The 22,938-nt window shown below is 33.8% G+C and carries 16 protein-coding genes; 6 read left to right on the top strand and 10 right to left on the bottom strand.

Translation table 11 applies throughout. The annotated features are described in order from the left end of the window. The first annotated feature begins 47 nt into the window (after positions 1 to 47). Entirely contained in the window at positions 48 to 215 is a 168-nt protein-coding gene (locus tag OQ292_RS06615) for a hypothetical protein (RefSeq protein ID WP_284685263.1), read from the top strand. Between the two features lie 530 nt (positions 216 to 745). On the opposite strand, the gene OQ292_RS06610 is transcribed toward OQ292_RS06615, so the two are convergent. From OQ292_RS06610 to ggt, 5 genes are all read right to left on the bottom strand, one after another. Next, entirely contained in the window at positions 746 to 3,811 is a 3,066-nt protein-coding gene (locus tag OQ292_RS06610; RefSeq protein ID WP_284685262.1) for a protein O-mannosyl-transferase family, read from the bottom strand. 149 nt (positions 3,812 to 3,960) lie between these two features. Further along, positions 3,961 to 4,854 (bottom strand): NAD kinase, encoded by an 894-nt coding sequence (locus OQ292_RS06605; RefSeq protein ID WP_431733758.1) that lies wholly within the window; start codon positions 4,852 to 4,854, stop codon positions 3,961 to 3,963. Positions 4,855 to 5,028: 174 nt separating this feature from the next. Beyond that, the gene (locus OQ292_RS06600; RefSeq protein ID WP_284685261.1) at positions 5,029 to 5,697 is read right to left on the bottom strand and encodes a CBS domain-containing protein; all 669 of its coding nucleotides are present in this window, start codon (positions 5,695 to 5,697) and stop codon (positions 5,029 to 5,031) included. A gap of 9 nt (positions 5,698 to 5,706) precedes the next feature. Further along, positions 5,707 to 6,474 (bottom strand): alpha/beta fold hydrolase, encoded by a 768-nt coding sequence (locus OQ292_RS06595; RefSeq protein ID WP_284685260.1) that lies wholly within the window; start codon positions 6,472 to 6,474, stop codon positions 5,707 to 5,709. A gap of 195 nt (positions 6,475 to 6,669) precedes the next feature. After that, on the bottom strand, positions 6,670 to 8,361 hold the full coding sequence (gene ggt, locus OQ292_RS06590) for a gamma-glutamyltransferase (RefSeq protein WP_284685259.1): 1,692 nt from the start codon (positions 8,359 to 8,361) through the stop codon (positions 6,670 to 6,672). A 365-nt stretch (positions 8,362 to 8,726) separates the two neighbouring features. On the opposite strand from ggt, the gene OQ292_RS06585 reads away from it, so the two are divergent. Continuing rightward, entirely contained in the window at positions 8,727 to 9,290 is a 564-nt protein-coding gene (locus OQ292_RS06585; RefSeq protein WP_284685258.1) for an HNH endonuclease family protein, read from the top strand. A gap of 70 nt (positions 9,291 to 9,360) precedes the next feature. On the opposite strand, the gene OQ292_RS06580 is transcribed toward OQ292_RS06585, so the two are convergent. Continuing rightward, complete coding sequence (locus OQ292_RS06580) at positions 9,361 to 9,876, bottom strand: DUF4442 domain-containing protein (protein WP_284685257.1); 516 nt, start codon at positions 9,874 to 9,876, stop codon at positions 9,361 to 9,363. A gap of 159 nt (positions 9,877 to 10,035) precedes the next feature. Between OQ292_RS06580 and OQ292_RS06575 the strand changes: the two genes are divergently transcribed. The 3 genes from OQ292_RS06575 to OQ292_RS06565 all read left to right on the top strand — a co-directional run bounded on the left by OQ292_RS06575 (position 10,036) and on the right by OQ292_RS06565 (position 15,097). Continuing rightward, positions 10,036 to 11,061 carry an endonuclease/exonuclease/phosphatase family protein gene (locus OQ292_RS06575; protein ID WP_284685256.1) on the top strand — a complete coding sequence of 342 codons (1,026 nt, stop codon included), beginning with the start codon at positions 10,036 to 10,038 and terminating at the stop codon, positions 11,059 to 11,061. Positions 11,062 to 11,082: 21 nt separating this feature from the next. Beyond that, positions 11,083 to 11,967, top strand: coding sequence for an MBL fold metallo-hydrolase (locus tag OQ292_RS06570; protein ID WP_284685255.1), 885 nt, complete (start codon positions 11,083 to 11,085; stop codon positions 11,965 to 11,967). Between the two features lie 1,330 nt (positions 11,968 to 13,297). Beyond that, a complete protein-coding gene (locus OQ292_RS06565; RefSeq protein WP_284685254.1) occupies positions 13,298 to 15,097 on the top strand; it encodes an HSP90 family protein in 1,800 nt (599 codons plus the stop codon). A 13-nt stretch (positions 15,098 to 15,110) separates the two neighbouring features. Here OQ292_RS06565 and OQ292_RS06560 read toward each other — a convergent pair whose 3' ends face one another. Next, entirely contained in the window at positions 15,111 to 15,368 is a 258-nt protein-coding gene (locus OQ292_RS06560; RefSeq protein ID WP_284685253.1) for a DUF4834 family protein, read from the bottom strand. A 95-nt stretch (positions 15,369 to 15,463) separates the two neighbouring features. Next, on the bottom strand, positions 15,464 to 18,277 hold the full coding sequence (gene carB, locus OQ292_RS06555) for a carbamoyl-phosphate synthase large subunit (RefSeq protein ID WP_284685252.1): 2,814 nt from the start codon (positions 18,275 to 18,277) through the stop codon (positions 15,464 to 15,466). 172 nt (positions 18,278 to 18,449) lie between these two features. Here carB and OQ292_RS06550 point away from each other — a divergent pair, with 172 nt between their 5' ends. Continuing rightward, positions 18,450 to 19,139, top strand: a complete 690-nt coding sequence (locus OQ292_RS06550) for a hypothetical protein (protein WP_284685251.1) — start codon at positions 18,450 to 18,452, stop codon at positions 19,137 to 19,139. Here OQ292_RS06550 and OQ292_RS06545 read toward each other — a convergent pair whose 3' ends face one another. Together OQ292_RS06545 and OQ292_RS06540 are read right to left on the bottom strand one after the other, a co-directional pair. Continuing rightward, on the bottom strand, positions 19,140 to 21,656 hold the full coding sequence (locus tag OQ292_RS06545; RefSeq protein ID WP_284685250.1) for a YfhO family protein: 2,517 nt from the start codon (positions 21,654 to 21,656) through the stop codon (positions 19,140 to 19,142). Positions 21,657 to 22,047: 391 nt separating this feature from the next. Beyond that, positions 22,048 to 22,938 (bottom strand): lysylphosphatidylglycerol synthase transmembrane domain-containing protein, encoded by an 891-nt coding sequence (locus tag OQ292_RS06540; protein WP_284685249.1) that lies wholly within the window; start codon positions 22,936 to 22,938, stop codon positions 22,048 to 22,050.

The raw sequence follows: 22,938 nt of genomic DNA, 5'->3' as shown, positions 1-22,938 counted from the left end.
TATCAAAAGTGATGATGAACCTATTTGATCCGAAATAGCCAACGGTGATGGAGGGAAGTTTTGGCGTGCATAAAACAGCTTATGGCCTCAATAAGATCAAGGTTAAAGGAGAAAAACGAGAAATGATACACGTTTTTTTTGCAGTGATGATGGCCAATGCCGTTAAGATCAGCAAAAGGAAATCAGAACAAGCTCCTCTACTTCAGGCCGCCTAAACCTAAAGCTGAAAAGCCTATGGGATGAGTGTGTCTATACTATCCAAAAGCAATATTTTCCAGTTTTATCAATAGGATTACTCACAGTATTGTACTTTTTAAATAGTCCAAAACAGCAGGTAACAAGATTTGAAACAAAAAAAGTTGAACTTTATCTATCCAACTCTTATTTTTTATTGGTCTTAATCAATTTTCAAGGAGGCCCTATCAAGTGAGATGCTAATCTCTTTTAAAAAATCGTCCATGAAATCATCGTAGTCTACAAAAAATTCGATTATCTTGGAACTTGTGAGTGTAAGCATATGAATTTACTTTTCTTGTTATTTTGCAATTTTAAGATACGATTTTCTGTCAATACTCACATTTTTATATTGAAAATCAATCTCTTACCAAGAAACTCGCTTTAATAAAGTGTTTGTTCACAGTTCAATGTTGAAAGTACTTTTTAGAAAAGCTTGAAAACTTTTAATAAAAAAACCTCCAAGTAAATATTTACTTGGAGGTTTTTTTGTTTAATTTCATTAAAAAACTTACCTCAAATTAGAAATTTTTGCGCGGTATGTTTCTAGTAATTGATCGTACTTTTCGAACTCTTGCATGTAGAATTCTTTGTCGGCTTGCAGTTGCTTGACTTCTGCTTGTTTAGATTCTGAATCAATATCTGAAAGTTCTAGATCTCTTTCTTTATTTACAATAGTAATCGACAACCTACGATAAATATCTGCTAAAGCTGTCGGGAATAGCATTGTATTACGATAGAGATTATCATCGTATTTACCTGTTTCTTCCATATACTTCATAAACTCTGCAGCTCTTTTCTCCATCACAGCAGCAATCTCCATTGCTTTCTCTTTTTCTCCTAACAAATAGTATATTTCAACAAAACGGCTAGTAAAGAAGCTATAAGGAATACTCTTATCTGGAATATTTTCCAAAGCCTCATCTAATACTTCTTTTGCTTTTTCTTTATCTCCTTTGTCATATAGGGCTCTAGCTAATCTAGCGTAAGAGTTTCTAGTGTTAGAGCCAAATTTTCTATACTCCTCGTCGTGGTAAACACTTGGATCATTAAAACCTCTAAATTCGAATTGGCTCATATTTTCGAGCATCACATCAATGTTTGGTTCCCCAACTTCACCAGTGTTTTGGGTTCTAATTGGCATTAACCTGAAAGCCATACCTTCTAGCTGTAGCCACGGTCTTAAATCTAGGTTAGATGTATTTGCGGAAGTATTGTTGAAATATACTGGTCTTTCCCAATTATTTGTTGCTAAGATATCAAGAATTGCCAAATCATTTTTAAAGATAGATGAATGACCTTCTTTAAGTCTCCAAGTCATTTTATCAACAACTCTATCTTCTTTGTCTTTTGGTATAAATCCTTTGCTTAAAATATCTTGTTTGTCTATATCAAGTACAAAGTTTTTAGTTAACAACTTAGCCGTATAAGTTCCGTCTTGCAGAGGTACTAATACTTGTGGGTCGTTGTTATCTACATACTTCATATAAGACTTCACGTTTACAGCTCTATCTTTCATGTTTGGAGCTTCAACCAAAGGAACGTAATCATTTTTTCCTTGAAGATAGTTCTCCGGTTTCATAGATAGTGGTAGAGGATCTGACTCGTAAGCCTGACGTCTCATTTGCTCGATATACCAATCGGTGCTAAAGTAACTCAATACTACTACTCTCACATCAGTTCTAAAGCCTTCTACTTCTTGTACATACCAAAGAGGGAATGTATCATTATCGCCACCAGTGAATAAGATTGCATTAGGAGCACAACTTCTCAAAGTATTTTTTGCTTGATCAACAGAGTGAAATCTGTTTGATCTATCGTGGTTATCCCAACCTTTAGCAGCCATTATTCCTGGAATGAGCAGACCGATTAATGTTGCTATTATGTGGTTGTAAGATATCTTTCTTAAAGCTTCGTAAATAGCTATTACACCAAATCCAATCCACATTGTAAAGACATAAAACGAACCAACATAAATGTAATCTCTTTCTCTTGGTTCAACAGGAGGTGAGTTTAAGTAAAGGACAAGCGCCAGACCTGTTAAGAAGAATAATAAAAGAAGTACCCAAAAATTCTTTTGATCTTTTTTGTAATGAAAAAATACACCTAACAACCCAAGTAAAAGCGGTAACAAATAGAAATTATTTCTCGCTTTGTTGTTAGCAAGTTCTTCAGGTAAATCAACTCCTAAATCTTCCCAAGGTGTTAACCAGCCAGCTTCTTTATCATCACTTTCTCTACCAGCAAAATTCCACATAAAATACCTTAAGTACATATGACCAAACTGGTATACGAACATGTATTTAAAGTTATCGCCTAGAGTTGGAGACTCATTAGGTCCAAGACCTATCCAGCTACGGTATAAATCGGGGTGGCCAGGTTGTTGGCTATAAATTCTTGGTAGCAACATTTGCGATTTAGAATCATAAATTGCTTTGGTTTTATGATCGTAAACCTCATATTGATCTTCTGCTTTTCTATAAATTGCAGAACCAACTTCTACATCAACTCTTTCAGCTTCGAAGGTTTGTCCGTAGATAAGTGGTCTGTCTCCATACTGTTCACGCTTTAAGTAGCGAACGAAACTTATAATATCTTCAGGATTATTTTCGTCAATTGGAGTATTAAAGTTTGATCGTATAGGGATAATACCATATGAAGAATAACCAATTAGTATAAAGGTTAAACTCAGCATGATGATGTTTAATACTTCCTTTTTGTGTTTTTCAGAATAGCGAATACCGTATACTAATCCTGCAATTAATAATATAATAAATAGAACTATACCTGTACCGAATGGTAATCCGAATGAGTTCACAAGTATAATTTCAAACCAACCAGCGATCGATGGTAAACCTGGAATAACAAAGAACATTATTACTAGAATTACAGCTCCACCAGCTGCCATAGCTAGCAGTTGACCAGTAGTAGTAGTTTTAGCAAAACGTTTGTAGTATACGATTAGACCTAATGCTGGAATTGTAACTAGGTTTAAGAGGTGAACTCCAATTGAAAGCCCCATTACGTAAGTAATCATAATAAGCCATTTATCGGCAAATTTGCGGTCTTCAATTAATTCCCATTTCATAATCGCCCATACTACGAAAGCAGTGAATAAAGACGACAGTCCATATACTTCAGCTTCAACTGCTGAGAACCAAAATGAATCTGAGAAAGTGTAAGCCAGTGAACCAATTATACCTGCAGCCATTAAAATAAATGTCTGGTTTTGGTCGTAACTAGTACCATTTTCAGGCTTTATAACTTTTCTACCAAAGAAAACAATTGTCCAGTGTAAGAATAATATAGTAAAGGCTGAAGCCAACACTGAAAGCATATTTATCCAGAAGGCAACTTGTTCTACATTTCCTAAAGCCAAAAATGAAAACATTCGTCCGAGCAGTAGAAAAAGAGGTGCTCCCGGTGGGTGAGGTACTTCTAGTTTGTATGATACAGCGATAAATTCTCCGCAGTCCCAGAAGCTTGCTGTTTCTTCTACACTTAATGTGTAGACTATAGCTGCAATCAGAAATACAAGCCAGCCACAAATATTATTAATCTTATTAAATTCTCGCATTATTCTCTTAGTAAAAAAATTAAGCCTACTGAATTAATTCAGGGCGAAAATAGTAAATAATTGTGAAAATTGAGAAGCTAAAAGCCCTTGCTTCAGTAGCTTGCAAACAAGCCTACAGTTTTTAATTCTCAGGTTGGGAGTGGCAGTTTCTAAGGGATTCTATTCCTTAAGTCGTATCCCCAATTCAGTTTTTTTCTTAGAGTATTCGGAAAACCATCATTTTCTCCACCTAATTTAAGAAGCTTTGCATTAAATGGGCATTTCTTTACTGTTAGCTTGACCTCTGCATTTACTTTTTTAGATCTTGAATCTAGTGAAACCAAAAAGTTTTCACTTCTGCCTTCAATTGTGAATGATAAAACACTATCATCTGACAAGATAAGCGGTCTTACATTTAAATTATGTGGACTTACAGGAGAAATGATAAAGCTGTTTGAGTGAGGAAACACAATTGGGCCACCAACACTTAATGAATAACCGGTAGAACCAGTAGGAGTTGAAATAATTAATCCATCAGACCAATAAGAATTTAGATACTCGCCATTCAAATAAGTATGTACTATAATCATAGAAGACGAATCTCTCTTTAGAATGGTAAACTCGTTAAGTCCAAAATTGACTCCATTGAAAATATCTTCATCAGCTTCAACGGAAAGCATCATTCTTTCATCAATAGTATAAGACTTATTGAGAATGGCTTCCATTGCCAGTTTTATGTTATTGCTCGATAGTGTTGCTAAAAAACCTAACCTACCTATGTTGACTCCTAATATGGGGATATTTTTATCTCTTACATAAGTGATTGTTTCTAGTAGGGTACCATCTCCTCCCAAACTAAATATAAAGTCTGTATTATCTAAATCTGAGTAGTTATGAAAAACTTTATGTTCAGTTAGCTCAATTTTCTTTTTAGAAAAACACTTAGATAATGTTTTTGAAAGTAAAAGATTTACCTTATATGAGGCAATTTCATCGATTATTCCTTTGATTATTCGGAATTTGTCGTCCTCAAGGGTTCGACTGTGTACAGCGATAGTAATCAATATACTTGAAAGGTTTATTCTGAGTAAAACTCTTAACTTAAAAGCTAATAAAAAAACTGAATATAAATTTTTTATCCTGCTTGAATAAATTCAAAGCTAAGGTAAAGTATAATTCTACAAGAGTGATGATTTCGGGAAAAAATTGAGGTTTTGGAGAAAAAAATACCTTGAGATTTAGATCTCAAGGTATTTTAATAATAAATCTAACCTTGATGACTCAAATTTCTGAGTCTCATGATCGTGGAATTTAGCAAGTATTTTAAATTCAAATCTTTCAAATGTTGCCAGTACTCTCGTGAGGTCTGTTGTGTTTACTTTGATTGTAACAATTAACAAGTTTGGATCAAAATCATCAGATTCTGTATACATACTGATAATTTTAGCCTCATTAGATTCAACTAATCGGCTAATCTCAGTTAATGAATAATCTATTGCTTTCATCTCCAAAACAAAGATTGCCCCAATAGGTTGAGCGGCAAATTTGCTTATAAAATCTTGAGATACATCGTGCATGTTAATCATGCCTTTAAATATGTTATCTTCAGAAAAAACAGGAAGTATTTCTAATTTTAAGTCACTAGCAATTCTTACAATCTCATATATATGAAACTCGTCAGAAACTAAGATTGACGGGTGTAGTGGCTCAATTTCTTCCAGGCTTTGATTGTGCAACAAAGGGATTGATTCAAGTATAGACTTGTTAATTAACCCTTTATACTCCTGGTTTTCAACAACTGGTAGCTGATTCAAACCGTATTCTTCCATCATCTCAATTGCAAATGAAATTGAATCGCTTTGTTTGAGGTATGGAATACTTTTGTCAATGTATTTTTTTGCTACCATAATAAAAATTTAAATCAAAACTTTATTTTTCTCCAAGAAGTTTTCAAACAATTTGTTAAACTCTTCTGGATGTTCCATCATAGGAGCATGCCCACATTTATCAATAAACCTTAATTCGGTATTTGGAATAAGTTTGTTGAACTCATGAGCAACAATTGGTGGAGTAATTGTATCATTTAAACCCCAAATTAGTAAAGTTGGTATACGAATATTTGATAGATCTTTAGCCAAATTATGTTTTTGAGCAGATCTCGCAATCGAAACCATTCTTAAGCAAGTTGGTATACTACGTGTAATTTCAAATACTTCGTCAATCAATTCTTTAGTTGCTATAGTGGGGTCATAGAATGTATATTCAACTTTTTTCTTAACAAACTCATAGCTTCCTCTTCTAGGGTATGAGCCACCCATAGTGTCTTCGAATAAGCCAGAGCTACCTGTTAAAACCAATCTATTTACCTTGTGTTGATTCTTTAATGTATACATTAAACCAACATGACCACCTAAAGAGTTTCCTACAATAACAAAGTCGTTTAGTTTTTTCAGTTCAATAAACTCTTCTACAAATTTGAGCAAGCCCTCAAGGTCTGCTTCTTTTAGAGGCATATCATATATAGGCAACATTGGAATGATTACACGGTATTTTTTTGAAAAGTAATCCAACACTTTATTCCAATTACTAAGTGCGCCAAAAAGACCATGTAAAAATATCAGTGTCTCTCCTTTCCCTTCATCAAGATACTTAAATCCTTTTTCTTCACGGATATTCAATTCCATAAGATTAAATTTTATTTTAAAATAAACTTATCATATTTCTCGATAAACTGCAAAATTACAATGTCCTATCTAAATCTTTTAACATTCCGTTCAGATAATCAGTTCTGAAATATTTTATTCACATAATATTAACGAATGGGAATGTAAATAAGCTGAAACTAATATTTAAATCCAGCCTTTTAGTAATAAAAAATGTTAATAACCCGCAGCTTGTCCATCTTTTCTAGATTCAGATGCTCCATAATACACTTTGTTTTCTGCATCGTACATTATTGCTTGATAGCCTCCATAATTGCCAACACTAAAAGATACGTCGTGCCCCATTAATACTAATTCTCTAATAGTTTCATAGTCGAATCCAGACTCTAGGTTAACCACTCCACCATCTTTCATAATTCCACCTGTTGGTTGTGAAGAACCAAAATGCAAGATTCTAGGAGCATCACCAGCTTCTTGTATATTCATTCCAAAGTCGATAATGTTGGTAACAATTTGAGCATGTCCTTGAGGCTGAGTAGCTCCTCCCATCAAACCAAAACTCATAAAAGGTTTACCATCTTTTGTAATAAATGCAGGAATGATGGTATGGAAAGGTCGTTTGCTCGGTTCATAAGTATTGAAATGCCCTTCTTCTAATGTAAATAACTCTCCTCTATCTTGTAGAATAAAGCCTAGTTTTGTTGGCGTCATACCTGAACCCATACCTCTATAATTACTTTGAATTAAAGAAACCATATTTCCCTCTTTGTCAGCAACGGTCATATATATGGTATCGCCATCTCTTAGTTTACCCGCATCCAACGTTTTTGATGCTCTTTCTGTGTTGATTAATTTTCTTCTTTCTGCTGCATAATCTTCAGAGATTAACCATTCAACTGGGATTTCATTAAAAGCAGGATCGGCGTAGTATTTTGCTCTGTCTTCAAAAGCGAGCTTTTTTGCTTCTATAAAATGATGAATATATTCTTTAGTACCATAGCCCATGCTTTTTAAATCGAAGCCTTCTAGAATAGCCAGCATTTGTAAAGCTGCAATTCCTTGACCGTTTGGCGGAAGTTCCCAAACATCATAGCCTCTGTAGTTTACCGAAACTGGATCTACCCATTCAGACTTATGTGAGGCTAAATCTTCATAAGAAAGAAAACCTCCCTGCTCTTTTATATATTGACCGATTGTTTTAGCTATATCCCCTTTATAAAATGCATCTCTACCACCTTTTGCAATTTTTTCTAGTGTATTTGCCAAATAAGGATTTTTAAAAACTTCACCTTTTGCAGGAGTTTTCCCATTTGGCATATAAGTTTCTTTAAAGCCGGGAAATTTAGAAAGTGTATTCACACTTCTATTCATATAGAATGCGATCAGTTCACTTACTGGAAAACCTTCTCTTGCGTAATTGATTGCCGGTTGTAGTATTTCGGTCATTTCCTTAGTACCAAACTTCCCATGTAGCTCAAACCACCCATCTACGCATCCTGGTGTGGAAACAGGTAGAGGACCATGAGAAGGAATTTTATCTAAGTTATTTTTTTTGAAATAATCTAGTGTAAGTGCTTTTGGTGATCTACCACTGGCATTTAGTCCGTAAAGCTTTTGTGTTTTAGCATCCCATACAATTGCAAACAAGTCTCCACCAATACCATTACCAGTTGGTTCTACTAATCCTAACATTGCGTTTGCGGCGATTGCTGCATCTATTGCATTGCCTCCCTTTTTGAGAATATCAATTGCTACTTGAGTGGCAAGAGGTTGGCTGGTTGCTGCCATGCCATGTTGGGCAATTACTTCAGATCTTGTGGCAAAAGGTTTACCTGTAATTCTGTCTTGGGCTTTCGATGTTAGCGAAATAACGCTTAAAAAGAGGCAAATTATGATAAAATAGCGCATAATGTGATTAGTAGTTTAATTCGAATTGTATATAGTTTTAAATTTATAATCTATTTCTAGATATCTATTTGTTTTAATGTAAAGAATAAGTCTATAACTTTTTTTTATATAGCTATAAAATAAAAATAACAAAGCGCCATTGAGTTAAAAATGGGATTTTTCCAATTGTTAATTAAAATTATAATATTATTTTTGCGTTAACTGATCATAAAAGCTATCTATGCATAATAATCTTTTTTAGCAAATGAGCTGTTGACTTCGTTTCTTCCTTTACCTTGTCAATAGAGTTTGCTTTTATAGCACTATTATATAAATTATAATACTATCATTTATCATCAAAAAACACTTTTTTTACACACAAAAATATGCTTTACAAGGTAAAACTGAAGAATGCCGATAAATACGTGGTAATCTCAGGAGATGCTTACGAATTTATTGAGCAGAATGAGTACTACAAAACCATAGAATTCCTTAAGAACTTACGATTACACTCAAGTGGCTATGTTTTTTATCAAAGAAATTATCCTGTTAAAGACGGATATAAGAATGTAACAATCTACCTCCATAAATTGATTGCAGAGAAGTTTGTTGAAAAACCTGATGAGTCAAAAAGGTTATTTGTAAGAATTAAAAATGGAAATCCCCTCGATTGCAGAGTTAAAAACCTCGAATGGGCAACAATGTCTGAATTAAGAAGAAACCAGAAAAAACATAACAATAAGACTGGTTTCAGGGGAGTGGTAAAAGTAAGTAAAAATACGTACAGAGCTGTTTTATACACCACAAATGAGCGTTATGATTTAGGTTTATTTCCTACAGCAGAAGAGGCTGCGAATGCTTACAATGCTAAATCTGAAGAGTTATTTGGAAAAACTAAGAGTCTTAACAAGCTAGAAAATCAAATCCACGAAGAAAGCTCATCTAAGTAAATAACACTGTATAACCGTACTCCAAGTGCTTTCTGATTATTGGAGGATATAAGCAGAAAGCACTATATTTTTATTTACTTCTTTGTTTAAAAGACCAAGTAAGCCAAAAAGTTGAAACAATGGTTCCATCGGCCATTCTTCCGGTAGTTTTTACTTTTACACTTGTAGCTTCTTTTGTAGCCAAACATTGGTTTACAGCTTCAAAAATTGCCATTCCATCTTCACAAGTAAATGTTACTTTTCCTGTAGCTTTTTTTATAAACTCAGCTTCTAAATTTACTATAATTGTTGCAACAGAGGGCTTATAGCCTTGAATAGCCGTAATTGCCAATGCTGCAGTAGATAATTCTGCCGCCATACTTTGAGCCGCAAAATAAATAGATTTAAAAGGGTTTTGGTTTAGCCATTTAAATGGCAAGGTGCTTTCAGCTTTGTATGGAGTTAATTTGGTAAGTTGCATACCTGCTATAAATCCAAGTGGAACTTGCATTAAAGTCCAAAGTCTAAATGCAAATGGATTACTTACTTTTTTTACATAAGCTTGTTGAGCAGAGTTAAGAGTTATTTCATATTTATTGGTTTCCATAGATTGTAATTTGAAAATTAGATATGGTAGTTCTTTTTCTAAATTATAGCGATATAAATTAGAGTAATTGCAAATTCAGTTAATTTACCAAAAACATCAATTTTTTGCTTCTAATTATATAATTATTTAGCTTGCTGTTGAACATTTAAGAGGCAAGCGATGGTTTCACCTAAGCTAAATATAGGTACATTTAATTTACTTAATCTCTCATTACCTGGAGTAGAGTATTATAGGAGGAGAAGTTACGATCAGTTTACTTATTCAAAAAAGCTTTCATGGATTAGTAATCAATTGGAAAAAATGAATGCTGATATTATCGGTTTTCAAGAGGTTTTTCATGAAGAAGCATTAGAAGAATTATTGAAATATAGTAATCAATATGCTGAATATAACTTAGCATCTACAGTTCAACAAGAACCTAATAAAAGACCATTTGTAGCTCTAGCTTCTAAATATGAAATTGTAGAGTCGCAAGTGTATTCTACATTTCCTTCAGTGATTCATTTTGATGAAGGAAATGTAGCAATAGATAAATTTTCTAGACCTGTTTTAAGATGCAAAATTAAACTTGTAGAAGGTGTTGAAATTCAATGCTTTGTTGCTCATCTAAAATCAAAAAGACCAGATTATCCAGAAAATATTGATCGTAAAGATCGATTTCATCCTAGGGAAAAAGCACATGCAAAAGTAAGAGCTTTGGTAAGAAGAGCTTTTGAGGCAGCAGCTTTAAGAGAGTTAATGCTCACATATCTTATGAACAAAGACGAACCTGTAGTATTAATAGGAGACTTAAACGATAATGACCTTGCTGTGTCTACTAAACTTATATCTGGTGAGCCTCCACATAAAAATGAGAAGCAAAGTGTTAAAAGAGAAATATGGGATAGTTTGTTGTATAATGTAAAAGACATACAAGCTAGAATGAGTTTCCACGATTATTACTTTACTCATATTCACAATGGACATTATGAGGCATTAGATCATATTCTTGTAAGTCAGGAATTTGTACAGGAAAACCCAAAAGGTATTGGTAGAATAGAGTATGTAAAAGTTTTTAATGACCATGTAATTGACGAAACTCTTTCTGATGAATGTGTACCAGAGTGGCAGTCTGATCATGGACAGGTAGTCGCATGTATAGAACTTAAAAGAAGAATTTTTGAAAAGAAGATAATCAATCATTAAACAAAAAATAATCAATAACCAATGATACATATTTTAGATCTCGGTTTTTTGGATATAAATGATGCGATCGCAGCTTTTTTAATTGAAACCAAAGATGGATTAGTGTTAGTAGAAAGTGGGCCGTATTCAACTTATAAGCATCTTGTAAGTGAAGTAAAACGAGTTGGTCACCAAATTGAAGACGTAAAACATGTTCTACTCACTCACATTCATTTCGACCATGCAGGTGCTGCTTGGGCTTTAGCTGAAAAAGGAGCTAAAGTATATGTGCATCCTATTGGATATCCACATATGGCAAATCCTGAAAAACTAACACAATCTGCAAGAAGAATTTATCAAGATGATATGGACAGGTTGTGGAGTGATATGAAAGCTATTTCAGAAGATAATTTAGTATCAGTTGAAGATTATCAAGAAATAAATATTGGCGAAAAAGTATTTACGGCTCATCATACTCCAGGTCATGCAATTCACCATATAGCTTGGCAATTAGATAATGTGTTATTTACTGGAGATGTAGCAGGAGTAAAAATAGATGATGGGATGGTTGTTCCTCCTTGTCCACCACCTGATATTAATATAGAAGATTGGCAGAGTTCTATAGAAAGAATTAAAGATTTAAATGTTGAGTCTCTCTATTTAACTCATTTTGGAAAAGTTGAAAATAAAATAAAGCATTTAAATGAATTAGAAGAGATGCTATTAAGTTGGGCAAGCTGGATAAAGCCTCATTATGAAAATGGAGAAAAAATAGAAGATATAACTCCTAACTTTCAAAGGTTTGCCAACCAGCAATTAACAGATTTTGGAATAGATGAAGAAGGTCTAAAAAAATATGAAGCTGCAAATCCAGCTTTTATGAGTGTGGCAGGTCTTATGAGATATTGGAAAAAGAAGCTCCAATAAAATAATATTGATGAAAATAAAAAAAGCTCTTTCTTTTTAAAAGGAAGAGCTTTTTTTTGTGCTGTAGGGGAAGGAGTCGAACCTTCACGAGGTAGTTAGTCAGTTGAGAAGTTGATCATACGGATGATATACGAACAACTTTTCATGATTTATCCGTTACCCTCACCCTCGGGATAGGAGGGCATGGCTGCCAGTTTCATCACCCTACAGTGAAATAAATAACAATAAAAAGAGAACTTTTTAGCTGTAGGGGAAGGAGTCGAACCTTCACGAGGTAGTTAGTCAACGAGGAATTGGTCACACATGAATATGATCAATTCTTCGGGGTTTATCCTGAATCCTCACCCCCGGGATAGGAGGGCATGGCTGCCAGTTTCATCACCCTACAGTGAAATAAATAACAATAAAAAGAGAACTTTTTAGCTGTAGGGGAAGGAGTCGAACCTTCACGAGGTAGTTAGTCAACGAGGAATTGGTCACACATAAATATGATCAATTCTTCGGGATTTATCCTGAATCCTCACCCCCGGGATAGGAGGGCATGGCTGCCAGTTTCATCACCCTACAGTGAAATATTGTTACAAATGTAAAGTGAATGGCTATATGTTGCAAATATTTCAAGTATTTATTTATAAGATTTTAATTATTGTTATTTTATCTTTTGTTTATTGACAAAATCATAAAAAAATGATGGCTAATTCAAATTTTAGTATCAAATTAATAATGCACTTGTATTGAATTTTTCACATAAAATACTTTTTATTTTAGTTTAATTTTATTATTTTATAAGGATATTCCTAAGCATTCTCATAATATCTACTTAAATATTTTTATTTAGTATTAGAATATTTATACTTTAAGCTAGTGTTTTCTTATATATTTTATTCTTTATATAAGCGCATTTTTTCATTCCTTTTATAAGCTAAAAAATCTTAACTTATTGAAATTAAGTTATTTACATTAAATTAACATTGAGCTTAATCTTATCTTCAGTATTATTTACCGATACCCATATAGTATTTATCGAATACTAAAAAATGAAATTTTTTAATCTATTATTATTGTATTAGTCAAAATTGAGTATTCAATTTATTGACATTAAAGTAGGATATTTTAAGGATTATTTGGTTTAATTGTTAAATCAATAGAGCTCAATCTGTATCGGATTGGGTTCTTTTTTTTGACCTCTTTCAGAAAAAAATTAGCATTTCTAACAAAAGCCCCATCTTATACTTAATTTAAACTATTAGTATTAATATTTTTTAGACTGCTTGCTAAATTGAATATAGAAATATAGGCTGTTAGTTAACAATTACTATTAAATTTAAGGATGAGTCATTTTAATTTTCAGGTTAACCTGGAAGGTATAATTGATATACTTTCTAATCATTTATATAGTGAAGAAAAGGTTTTTATTCGTGAGTTGCTACAAAATGCAACTGATGCTATAAGTGCAAGAAAAAGACAAGAGCAAGATTTTTCACCAGAAGTTCAAATAGAAATAATTGAAAGTGATGGTGTAATTCCCCCCCAATTGATTTTTGAAGATAATGGTATAGGTCTATCCGAGAGCGAAGTTCATGATTTTCTATCAAGTATTGGCTCAAGTTCTAAAAGAGATGAGCTCTCAAAAAGAAGACAAGATTTTATAGGTCAGTTTGGAATAGGATTACTTTCCTGTTTTATGATTACGAATGAAATTATAATGATTACCCGATCATTAAACGATACTAAAGCTATTGAGTGGAGAGGAAGTGCAAATGGATCATATAAAGTAAAAGTACTTGAGGGAGAATTTTCTGTAGGGACAAAAATTTATTTAACAGCTAAAAAAGGGAAAGAAAGCTATTTTGAAGAAAGTAAGTTAAAAGGAATATTAAGTTTGTATGGTTCATTACTGCCTTATCCTGTACAGTTACAAGTAGGTAATAATCAACAAATTATCAATAAATTAAGAGCTCCATGGGAGAGAAAGTATAGTAACACTGAGGAAGAACGAGAAGCTGTATTAGAGTATGGAGAAAAAGAGTTTGGTATTAAATTCTTAGATTATATCTCATTAGTAACGCCATCTGGCTTTACAAAAGGGGTAGCTTATGTATTACCACACGAAGTAAGCCCTTCATCAAAAAGTACTCATAAGGTCTATCTCAAAAATATGCTCATTTCAGAAAAAGCTGAGAATATGCTACCAGATTGGGCATTTTTTGTGAAATGTATCATTAATACAGAAAACCTTAAACCTACCGCGTCGAGAGAGTCTTTCTACGAAGATAAAGATTTAAAGAGAACCAGAGATGATCTAGGTAAAATCTTAAAGCAGTATTTACTAGATCTTGAAAAAAATAATCCAGATCAATTAAAGAAGTTGTATGTGATTCATTATCATTCAATGAATACTCTTGCATTGCACGATGATGAGTTTTTTAAAATTATTATTCCTTATATTCCTTTTGAAACAGATCATGGTAATTTAACTCTCGGTGAGTTTGAAAGCTTTGATGATGTTATCAGGCATATTCCAAATGTAGATGAATTTAGGCAAGTAGCCAGTATTGCAAATGCACAAGGAATTTCGATTATCAATTCTGGATATACATATAAGCGTGAGCTATTGGAGAAGTTAAGTAGGCTTTTTCCAGAGAAGCAGGTTGTAGAAGTAAATACAGAGCATTTTATAGAAAGGTTTGAAGAACCTTTTCCATCTGAAAAAGAAGCTGCTGCTTTTTTTAGTAGAATTGCCAATTCTGTATTGGATGAATTTAAATGCCATGCAATACTAAAGAAGTTTGAACCTGCTAACCTCTCCACTTTATATAGTAAAGACGAGTTTTCTAGCCTGTGGAATTCTATACAAAAGTCAGACGAGGTATCGAATACTTTGTGGGGAGGAATAATGAATCAGCTAAGTAGCAATGAGTTTATTAATGGATACTCAAAACTTTGCTTCAATTTAAATAGCCCACTAATAAAGAAATTAACTACAGTCGCAGATGAAGAACAGCTTAGTTTATATGTAAAAGTTTTATATGTGCAATCCTTGCTCCTAGGGCATCATCCGCTTGGATCAGAAGAACTGGAAATATTAAGCACTGGATTAACTAAGCTGATCGACTTTGGTATAAAATAAAAAAAGGTAAAGTTTATTCTTTTACCTCTTCAAAATCTATATACTCTCCAGGCTTATCTTTATTTGAGCTTTTATCCTTTTTGGGGATAAGTATCTGGAGGTTATTTTCTTTTTTGGTTTCGTAAGCTACATTAGTATTTTGCTTCTTTTCAAATTGTTTAGATGGTGGTTCTTTCCCTTGAAATGCAGCAATTACTCTGTAGATAAATCCCCAAAAACGTGCTAGTACATAAATAACTAGTATTGATACTATTAAAAATTTAAAAAACATATATCAAGACTTTTTTTATTTAACCACCTATACTGTTTGATGGTTTCAAATATAAAAAAGAAGCCTGTTTTAATTAAAACAGGCTTTTGAATTTGTTATCTCGACAAGTAAAGGTTCCTTTCTGCATAAATCTTTCTAAAGAATTCATCTCTTAGATCATCGATAAAGTAGATGGCTTCTCCGGTAGATTTCATTTCAGGGCCTAATTCCTTGTTAACATTAGGGAATTTCTCAAAAGAGAATACAGGAATTTTAATTGCATATCCTTTTTTAACAGGTTGGAAATCAAAATCCTGAATTGTTTTTTCACCTAACATGATCTTAGTTGCATAATTCACATATGGCTCTTGGTATGCTTTACAGATGAAAGGTACAGTTCTAGAAGCTCTCGGGTTAGCTTCAATTATGTAAACCTTATCGTCTTTTATCGCAAACTGAATGTTTAATAAACCTACAGTTTTAAGCTCTAAAGCAATTTTTCTTGTGTAGTCTTCTATTTGATGCAGAAGTAAGTCTCCAATATTGTATGGAGGTAATACAGCATAAGAGTCTCCAGAGTGAATACCGGCTGGCTCAATGTGTTGCATAATACCTATAATGTAAACATCTTTTCCGTCACATATAGCATCAGCTTCTGCCTCTATGGCTCCATCTAAGAAGTGGTCGAGCAAAATACGGTTGTTAGGTATTTTTCTCAATGTTCTTACTACGTGCTCTTCTAGTTCTTCCTCGTTAATTACGATTTTCATACTTTGACCTCCTAGTACATAAGATGGTCTTACAAGTAGAGGGAAACCTAAATCTTGGCAAACTTCTAAAGCTTCATCTGCATTTTTAGCAACACCAAATTGCGGATATGGAATTTTATTCTTTTTAAGTAAGTCTGAGAAGCTACCTCTATCTTCTGCAAGGTCTAGTGCCTCGTAGCTTGTACCTAAAATTTTGATTCCGTAACGCTCTAGTTTTTCAGCAAGTTTAAGTGCTGTTTGTCCACCTAACTGAACAATTACACCTTCTGGCTTTTCGTGCTCGATTATTTCGTAGATATGTTCCCAGAAAACTGGCTCGAAATAAAGTTTATCTGAAATATCGAAGTCAGTTGAAACTGTTTCTGGGTTACAGTTAATCATGATGGTTTCGTAACCACACTCTTTAGCGGCTAATACACCATGAACACAGCAATAGTCAAACTCAATACCTTGGCCAATTCTGTTTGGTCCTGCACCTAATACTACAATTTTCTTTTTATTAGAAGCAACTGATTCGTTTTCTTCATCGAAAGTTGAGTAGTAGTATGGGGTCTCTGCAGCAAATTCAGCAGCACAAGTATCAACTAGTTTCCAAACACGATTGATATTCAGTTCTTTTCTTTTGTTATAAACATCACTTTCAAGACACTTTAACAAGTGAGCTATCTGGCGATCTGCGTATCCTTTTTGTTTAGCTTGAAGGAGAATGTTTTTTGGAAGGCTATTCAGGTTATAAGTCTCAATTTCTTTTTCAAGCTCAATAAGTTCTTCGATTTGGTTCAAGAACCACTTGTCGATATGAGTTAACTTTTGAATAGTCCTTAGAGATATTCCAAGTCTAAATGCATCGTAAATTTGGAAAATTCTGTCCCAGCTTGGTTTCTCAAGACCTGGTAGAATTTGTTCTTGTTTTTTCAGTCCTTTACCATCTGCACCTAAACCATTTCTTTTTATCTCTAAAGACTGACAAGCTTTTTGTAATGCTTCCTGAAAGTTACGACCGATACCCATAACTTCACCTACAGATTTCATCTGTAATCCTAATTGGCGATCGACACCTTGGAATTTATCGAAGTTCCAACGAGGTATTTTTACGATTACATAATCGAGAGATGGTTCAAAATATGCCGAAGTATTTCCGGTAATTGCATTTTTAAGCTCATCCAAATTGTAACCGATAGCCAGTTTAGATGCAATTTTTGCAATTGGGTAACCAGTAGCTTTAGAAGCAAGTGCAGATGATCTAGAAACCCTTGGGTTAATTTCGATACCTACAATGCTGTCGTCTGCTGGATTAACTGCAAACTGAACATTACATCCACCAGCAAACTCTCCAATACCATTCATCATCTTAATTGCAAGATCACGCATGTTTTGGTATACTGTATCTGGTAATGTCATTGCTGGTGCTACTGTAATCGAATCACCAGTATGAACACCCATTGGGTCTACGTTCTCAATTGAACATATAATAATAACATTACCAAGATTGTCTCTTAATAACTCCAGTTCGTATTCTTTCCAACCCAAAATACTCTGTTCTATCAACACTTCATGAACCGGAGACATATGTAACCCTCTTGTAAGAGCTTTATCGAATTCATCTTTAGAATGAACAAAACCTCCACCAGTTCCGCCAAGGGTGAAAGAAGGTCTAATTACAAGTGGGAATCCAATTTCCTGAGCAATTTCTTTTCCTTCAAGAAAAGATTTTGCAGTTCTACCCTCACAAACATTTACATTTAGCTCAATCATCTTCTGACGGAAAAGCTCCCTGTCTTCCGTAGTTTGGATTGCATTGATGTCTACACCAATTATTTTAACCCCGTATTTCTCCCAAATTCCCGCTTCATCACAATCGATCGCAAGATTAAGAGCTGTTTGTCCACCCATGGTAGGTAGTACAGCATCAATATCGTGCTTTTCGAGGATTTCAATAATTGATTTCTTTTCGAGTGGCTTAAGATAGATGTTATCAGCAGTCACAGGGTCTGTCATGATCGTAGCCGGGTTTGAATTAATAAGTGTTACTTCAATCCCTTCTTCTCTTAGTGATCTTGCTGCCTGTGATCCTGAGTAATCGAACTCACATGCCTGACCTATAATAATCGGTCCGCTTCCAATAATAAGTACAGATTTTATATCTGGGTTTCTAGGCATTTTTCTATGGTTGGTTATACGTATGCTCAAATTGGGTGCAAAGGTATAAACCGGAGCTTGCTTTTGGAAATAAGCACTAAAAGAATCTTAACAATATGGTAATATTAAATGCTTTTACATAAAAACAATGGTTTATTGCAGGCGTTAGGTTAGTGTTCAGGAAAATTTAAATATGATTTTAGTAAAAGAATATTTTTTAGCTGGTTATAAAGCAACATGGTCTGGTAGTTATTTTAATGCTGTAGAATTATTGGGTCATTACGTAAATTTTCCACATCCGACCTTATTAGAAAGAGTAACTGCAGAAATGCAGGAGTTAAAAACTCAAACCGGAGTTGCAGTAGCTGATGTGCTTTCAGTGCAAAATACAGCGAATAAGGCAAGAATTCATATGATGCCACCACCAGAATTTCCTGAGGCTTATTTTTCTTGGGCTAGAATGTGTTATAGTGGATTTGATGAAAAGCTTTCTGATTTATCTCCAGAAAAAATCGCTTTTGATATTGGGTATTATAGTGGTGAGATTTTGACCTCAATGAAAGTATTAAAAGTAATTTTAAAAATTTCGACTGCAGTAATTGGTGTTCCTGCTTTTGAACCTCAATGGAAAAATCTTTCAAAAACTATATTAAAGGCGAATAAACAATTATCTGCGGCGGCAAGATTATCTACAATGACACCCAATGGCCCTGTAAAACTACATGATCTTTTGTATGCTAGATTAACCATGGCAGCATTAGAAATCGGACAGGCAGACATAGACTTTTCGAGTGATGCATATTTAAGATTGCTCTCAGGAAAAATTGAAAACTACCTGTCAGATTTTAATGAAAGTATTCAGACAATTGCTGCTGAATTATAATTAGTCTTGTTTTATAAAGGCTTTATATCCTGAAAATAATAGTGCTACTACTACAATTATAGCTACTAAAATTCCACTAATAGAAGTAATATTAGCTCCAATTACATAAGAATCAGGATTAAAACTAAACTTAATTTCGTGTTTACCAGCAGGAACTTCAAGTGCTCTCAATACATAGTTAACTCTTAATATTTCAGCTTCATTTCCATCTATTGTTGCTGTCCATCCTTTAGGATAGTGAATCTCAGAAAATACAGCTAATCCATCTTTGCTATTTTCACTTGTATAAATGATTTCTCTTTGGGAATAACTTTGCAACTGAATATTAGCGGCACTATCTAATGAGTAATTTGTTTTACTTGTTTTAAAATCAGATGTGTTGATAACTGCCTCTTGATCGGGATTAATGCTGTTTACTTCAGCAATTGCTTCATCAGCAGAGCTTACTTCTACAACTTTGCTTACAAACCAAGCATTTCCTAAAGCTTTTGAATTTTCAATTACCTGATTAGCTTCATTTCCATACTTAATGTATTTCGCATTTAACATATTGATGGCAGGTGTTTCTGAAAAATTAGGCAGTTTTCCACCTCTTAGAGACCCGATAATCACGTTTTGCTCAGGATATAACTCTCGTTCTATAAGGTCATTATAACGCATCATTTTGGCAGCAAAATAACCTCCTAGTGATTTGTGATAATAAGAAGTTTGAGCTTCCTGGCTAAAACTACCTAATGTTAAAACCCTATAATGTGGGTCTTTATCTTTTAAAATGGTATCGTCTGCAGGTGTTTTTTGATGAGCCTGTTTTACAGCATTTTTCTTAAACATTTCAGGATATAGGTAACGATGACCTACAAGCCAAACATCACCAATCATTACAACACCTAGAATACCTAATGCCACATTTTTGCTTAATTTACCAAGCATAGTGAAATACAAGATTGCACCAGCAAGTACAATTAAAAATGCAGAACGGAAAGCATCTTTTCTCATAAATGCAAGTCGATCGTCACGAAGTGCTTTAATTAAAGCATCAGCCGCATTTTGATCGTTTACTCCTAATCTCTGTGGAAAGCTAGCATCTTTAGCGGTGTTAAATGAGCTCATTCCTCCAAAAACCGCAAAGAATAGTGCTAAGCCTGCTGTTACTCCGACAGCTATAAACAAGTTCTTTTTAAGCTCATCAGTTAGCTTTGTCTCAAGTAGTTTTTGTAAAGCAAGAATTCCTGCAAGAGGCATTAGCATCATGGTCATACTTAATGCCATCGATACAGAACGGAATTTGTTAAACCCAGGGAAGTAATCAAATAAGAAGTAATTGAAAAAGGAAAGGTTTTTACCCCAAGCGAACATCATCGAAATAATTGCTCCTGCTAATATCCACCAGCGCATTCTGTCTGGTAAAGTTAGCATAGCTAAAATAAATAGAAAACAGACAATAGCTCCCATATACAATGGACCTGCTGTAAACATCTGATCACCATGATATAATGGAACAACTGGCCCAACACCTACCAATTTATCTGCCTGTTGTTTGCCAAAAAGTTTGGATATGGTATCATAAACATTGCTGCCTGCTTGCAAAGATTCTCCACTACTACCTCCATAAAAATATGGGATTAAAAGCGTAAAGGTTTCCATTTTACCTTGACTCCAATTAAACGCATATTCTTTTTCTAAACCTTCATTTTTCTGTTCTCCACTTTCTGTGTCTGTTGAAGTAAGTTGCTTCTCACCACGCATAGAGTATGGAGTATATTCTTTCACCATCCATAGTCTACCAACGGCCGTACCGAAAGCAAGAAGAATAGCAATTACCATAATACCTGCTTGCTTGGCAAACATGTGTATTTCATTATTTTTTACAGCAAATATTAATTCGCTTATAGAATAAGCTAGGCAAACAAATACTAGATAAAAGGTTATTTGATAGTGAGGTGCACCAATTTGGAGTGAAAGCCCGAGAGCGAGAATTGCAAAGCCTAGTAATAATTTTTTTCTAAAAATGAGATGAATCCCAGCTAAGACCAGTGCAGAATAGCCAATTGCCCACGATTTTGTGACGTGCCCGGCTTCTATATTAATTATATTGTAGGAGGAAAAAGTAAATGCTAGTGAGCCTATTAATGCCAACCACGGGTTTACATCAAAGCTTAAAAGCAATATCCAAAAGCAGAACATGTACATAAACAGCAAATGAGCAGAAGTTTTTTTGCTGATAAAGCCATGAGTAATTTGCTTTAGAGTTAATAAAGCTGCTTCTGGAACACCAGTAGCAATTAAATAATCTGGTAAACCAGAAAACATAGCATCATTCCAAAGAGCCTGTTCACCATCGTGCGATTTTTTGTAATCAACAGATCTCTTAGACATACCTTCAAACTGTACAATATCAGTTTGTGCCAGGCTTTTATCATCTACAAGTTCAGGATAGAAGTAAGTAAGGGTGGCAAGGTAAAATGCAATAATGCTTATTATATAAGGAAGTATACTGGAAAATTTCAATTGCTTCATGAAAAAAAAATTGTTTCGGCAATAAGATGAGCCTTTTTGAAATACAGGCGAATTTAGATAAAATTTATCAATGGCGCAGACTAAACATATCGAATTAAGCCTGATAATAAGTTAAAAAAATATAAAAATGGGTATAAAAAAAGAACTCACCCCGAATCGGAGTGAGCTCTTAGCTTTAACAATTAAACCAAATAATCCTTAAAATATCCTACTTAAATCAAAATGGGTAGTTTTCCCATTCCGATATGATACAAATATATAGAGACTAAATCTAGTTTTTATAAAGCTTCGATATACCTATAATTTTTTTCGATAAACCTTTAGAATCCTTAGTTTTTTTGATTTTAACTTCGATAAATATTCGGTTTTTTCAGGTGAATGGATGGAGAGATCAGTTGCTTTCTTTGGTCTTAATACGATCAATATCATATGAGAAAAACAATCCGATAAATGAGGTAGCAGCTGTAATTCCGAAGAACAATAATGCAAAAGCAACTGCACTTGCTTCTTCAATATTTAAATATTGAGTACCATAAAGAAATACAAGTTCACGAGCACCAACTCCTCCTGCTGTAAAAGGAAGCACTGCTACAACTGACGAAACCTCAAACAGAGTGAGGTAATCCATTAGATTTTCAAAAATACCTAATGAATACAGTAGGGTTAAAGCACAAGCAACTTGTAGTAATTGTACCCATACAGAAAGGTGTAGAGTAACCAAGAATTTAGCATTAAATACAGGGAAAAGTATTCTGCAAAAAATATAGAAGCCAGGAATAACTAATACGCCACCAATTATAGAAAGTAAATTCAAATAAGGAATTTCTTCTGAAAAGGCACTTTGGTAAACAAATACACATGTAAGCAAAAATAGTATAGCTAAACCACTGAGGCGATCTAGTAATGTCCCGCTTATTAAATGTTTTGTTTTTACTGTATCATTGTCTTTTTTAAGCAGATAAACTTTATAACCATCTCCTCCAATGCTACCGGGTAAAAACAAATTATAAAACATACCAAGATAATGTAGCTTAATATTATAAAGACTGCTTAAGCTTACTCCACAGGCCTCATAGAAGTGCTTTATACGGAACGAGGCAATTATTTTTGATACGTTGAAAGATAAAAAACTAAGAAATAGCCACCACGGTTGTACTGTAGTAAATACCTTAACTATTTCTTGAAAGTCAACCTTTCTGAATACAAAATACAGAGCAACTGAAGTAATAGACAGCTTCAGTGCAAGCTTGAAATATTTTTTTGTATTTTCTGAAAATTCCAA

The organism is Chondrinema litorale, assembly GCF_026250525.1.
Taxonomy (GTDB): domain Bacteria; phylum Bacteroidota; class Bacteroidia; order Cytophagales; family Flammeovirgaceae; genus Chondrinema; species Chondrinema litorale.
Note: the sequence above shows the minus strand (reverse complement) of the source record. Positions and strands in the feature narration are given on the sequence as shown.

Bases quoted from the DNA above. Each gene is read 5' to 3' on its own strand.
- OQ292_RS06615 (WP_284685263.1), top strand. From the start codon at position 48: ATGGAGGGAAGTTTTGGCGTGCATAAAACAGCTTATGGCCTCAATAAG.
- OQ292_RS06610 (WP_284685262.1), bottom strand. From the start codon at position 3,811: ATGCGAGAATTTAATAAGATTAATAATATTTGTGGCTGGCTTGTATTT.
- OQ292_RS06600 (WP_284685261.1), bottom strand. From the start codon at position 5,697: ATGGTAGCAAAAAAATACATTGACAAAAGTATTCCATACCTCAAACAA.
- OQ292_RS06595 (WP_284685260.1), bottom strand. From the start codon at position 6,474: ATGGAATTGAATATCCGTGAAGAAAAAGGATTTAAGTATCTTGATGAA.
- ggt (WP_284685259.1), bottom strand. From the start codon at position 8,361: ATGCGCTATTTTATCATAATTTGCCTCTTTTTAAGCGTTATTTCGCTA.
- OQ292_RS06585 (WP_284685258.1), top strand. From the start codon at position 8,727: ATGCTTTACAAGGTAAAACTGAAGAATGCCGATAAATACGTGGTAATC.
- OQ292_RS06580 (WP_284685257.1), bottom strand. From the start codon at position 9,876: ATGGAAACCAATAAATATGAAATAACTCTTAACTCTGCTCAACAAGCT.
- OQ292_RS06575 (WP_284685256.1), top strand. From the start codon at position 10,036: ATGGTTTCACCTAAGCTAAATATAGGTACATTTAATTTACTTAATCTC.
- OQ292_RS06570 (WP_284685255.1), top strand. From the start codon at position 11,083: ATGATACATATTTTAGATCTCGGTTTTTTGGATATAAATGATGCGATC.
- OQ292_RS06565 (WP_284685254.1), top strand. From the start codon at position 13,298: ATGAGTCATTTTAATTTTCAGGTTAACCTGGAAGGTATAATTGATATA.
- OQ292_RS06560 (WP_284685253.1), bottom strand. From the start codon at position 15,368: ATGTTTTTTAAATTTTTAATAGTATCAATACTAGTTATTTATGTACTA.
- carB (WP_284685252.1), bottom strand. From the start codon at position 18,277: ATGCCTAGAAACCCAGATATAAAATCTGTACTTATTATTGGAAGCGGA.
- OQ292_RS06550 (WP_284685251.1), top strand. From the start codon at position 18,450: ATGATTTTAGTAAAAGAATATTTTTTAGCTGGTTATAAAGCAACATGG.
- OQ292_RS06545 (WP_284685250.1), bottom strand. From the start codon at position 21,656: ATGAAGCAATTGAAATTTTCCAGTATACTTCCTTATATAATAAGCATT.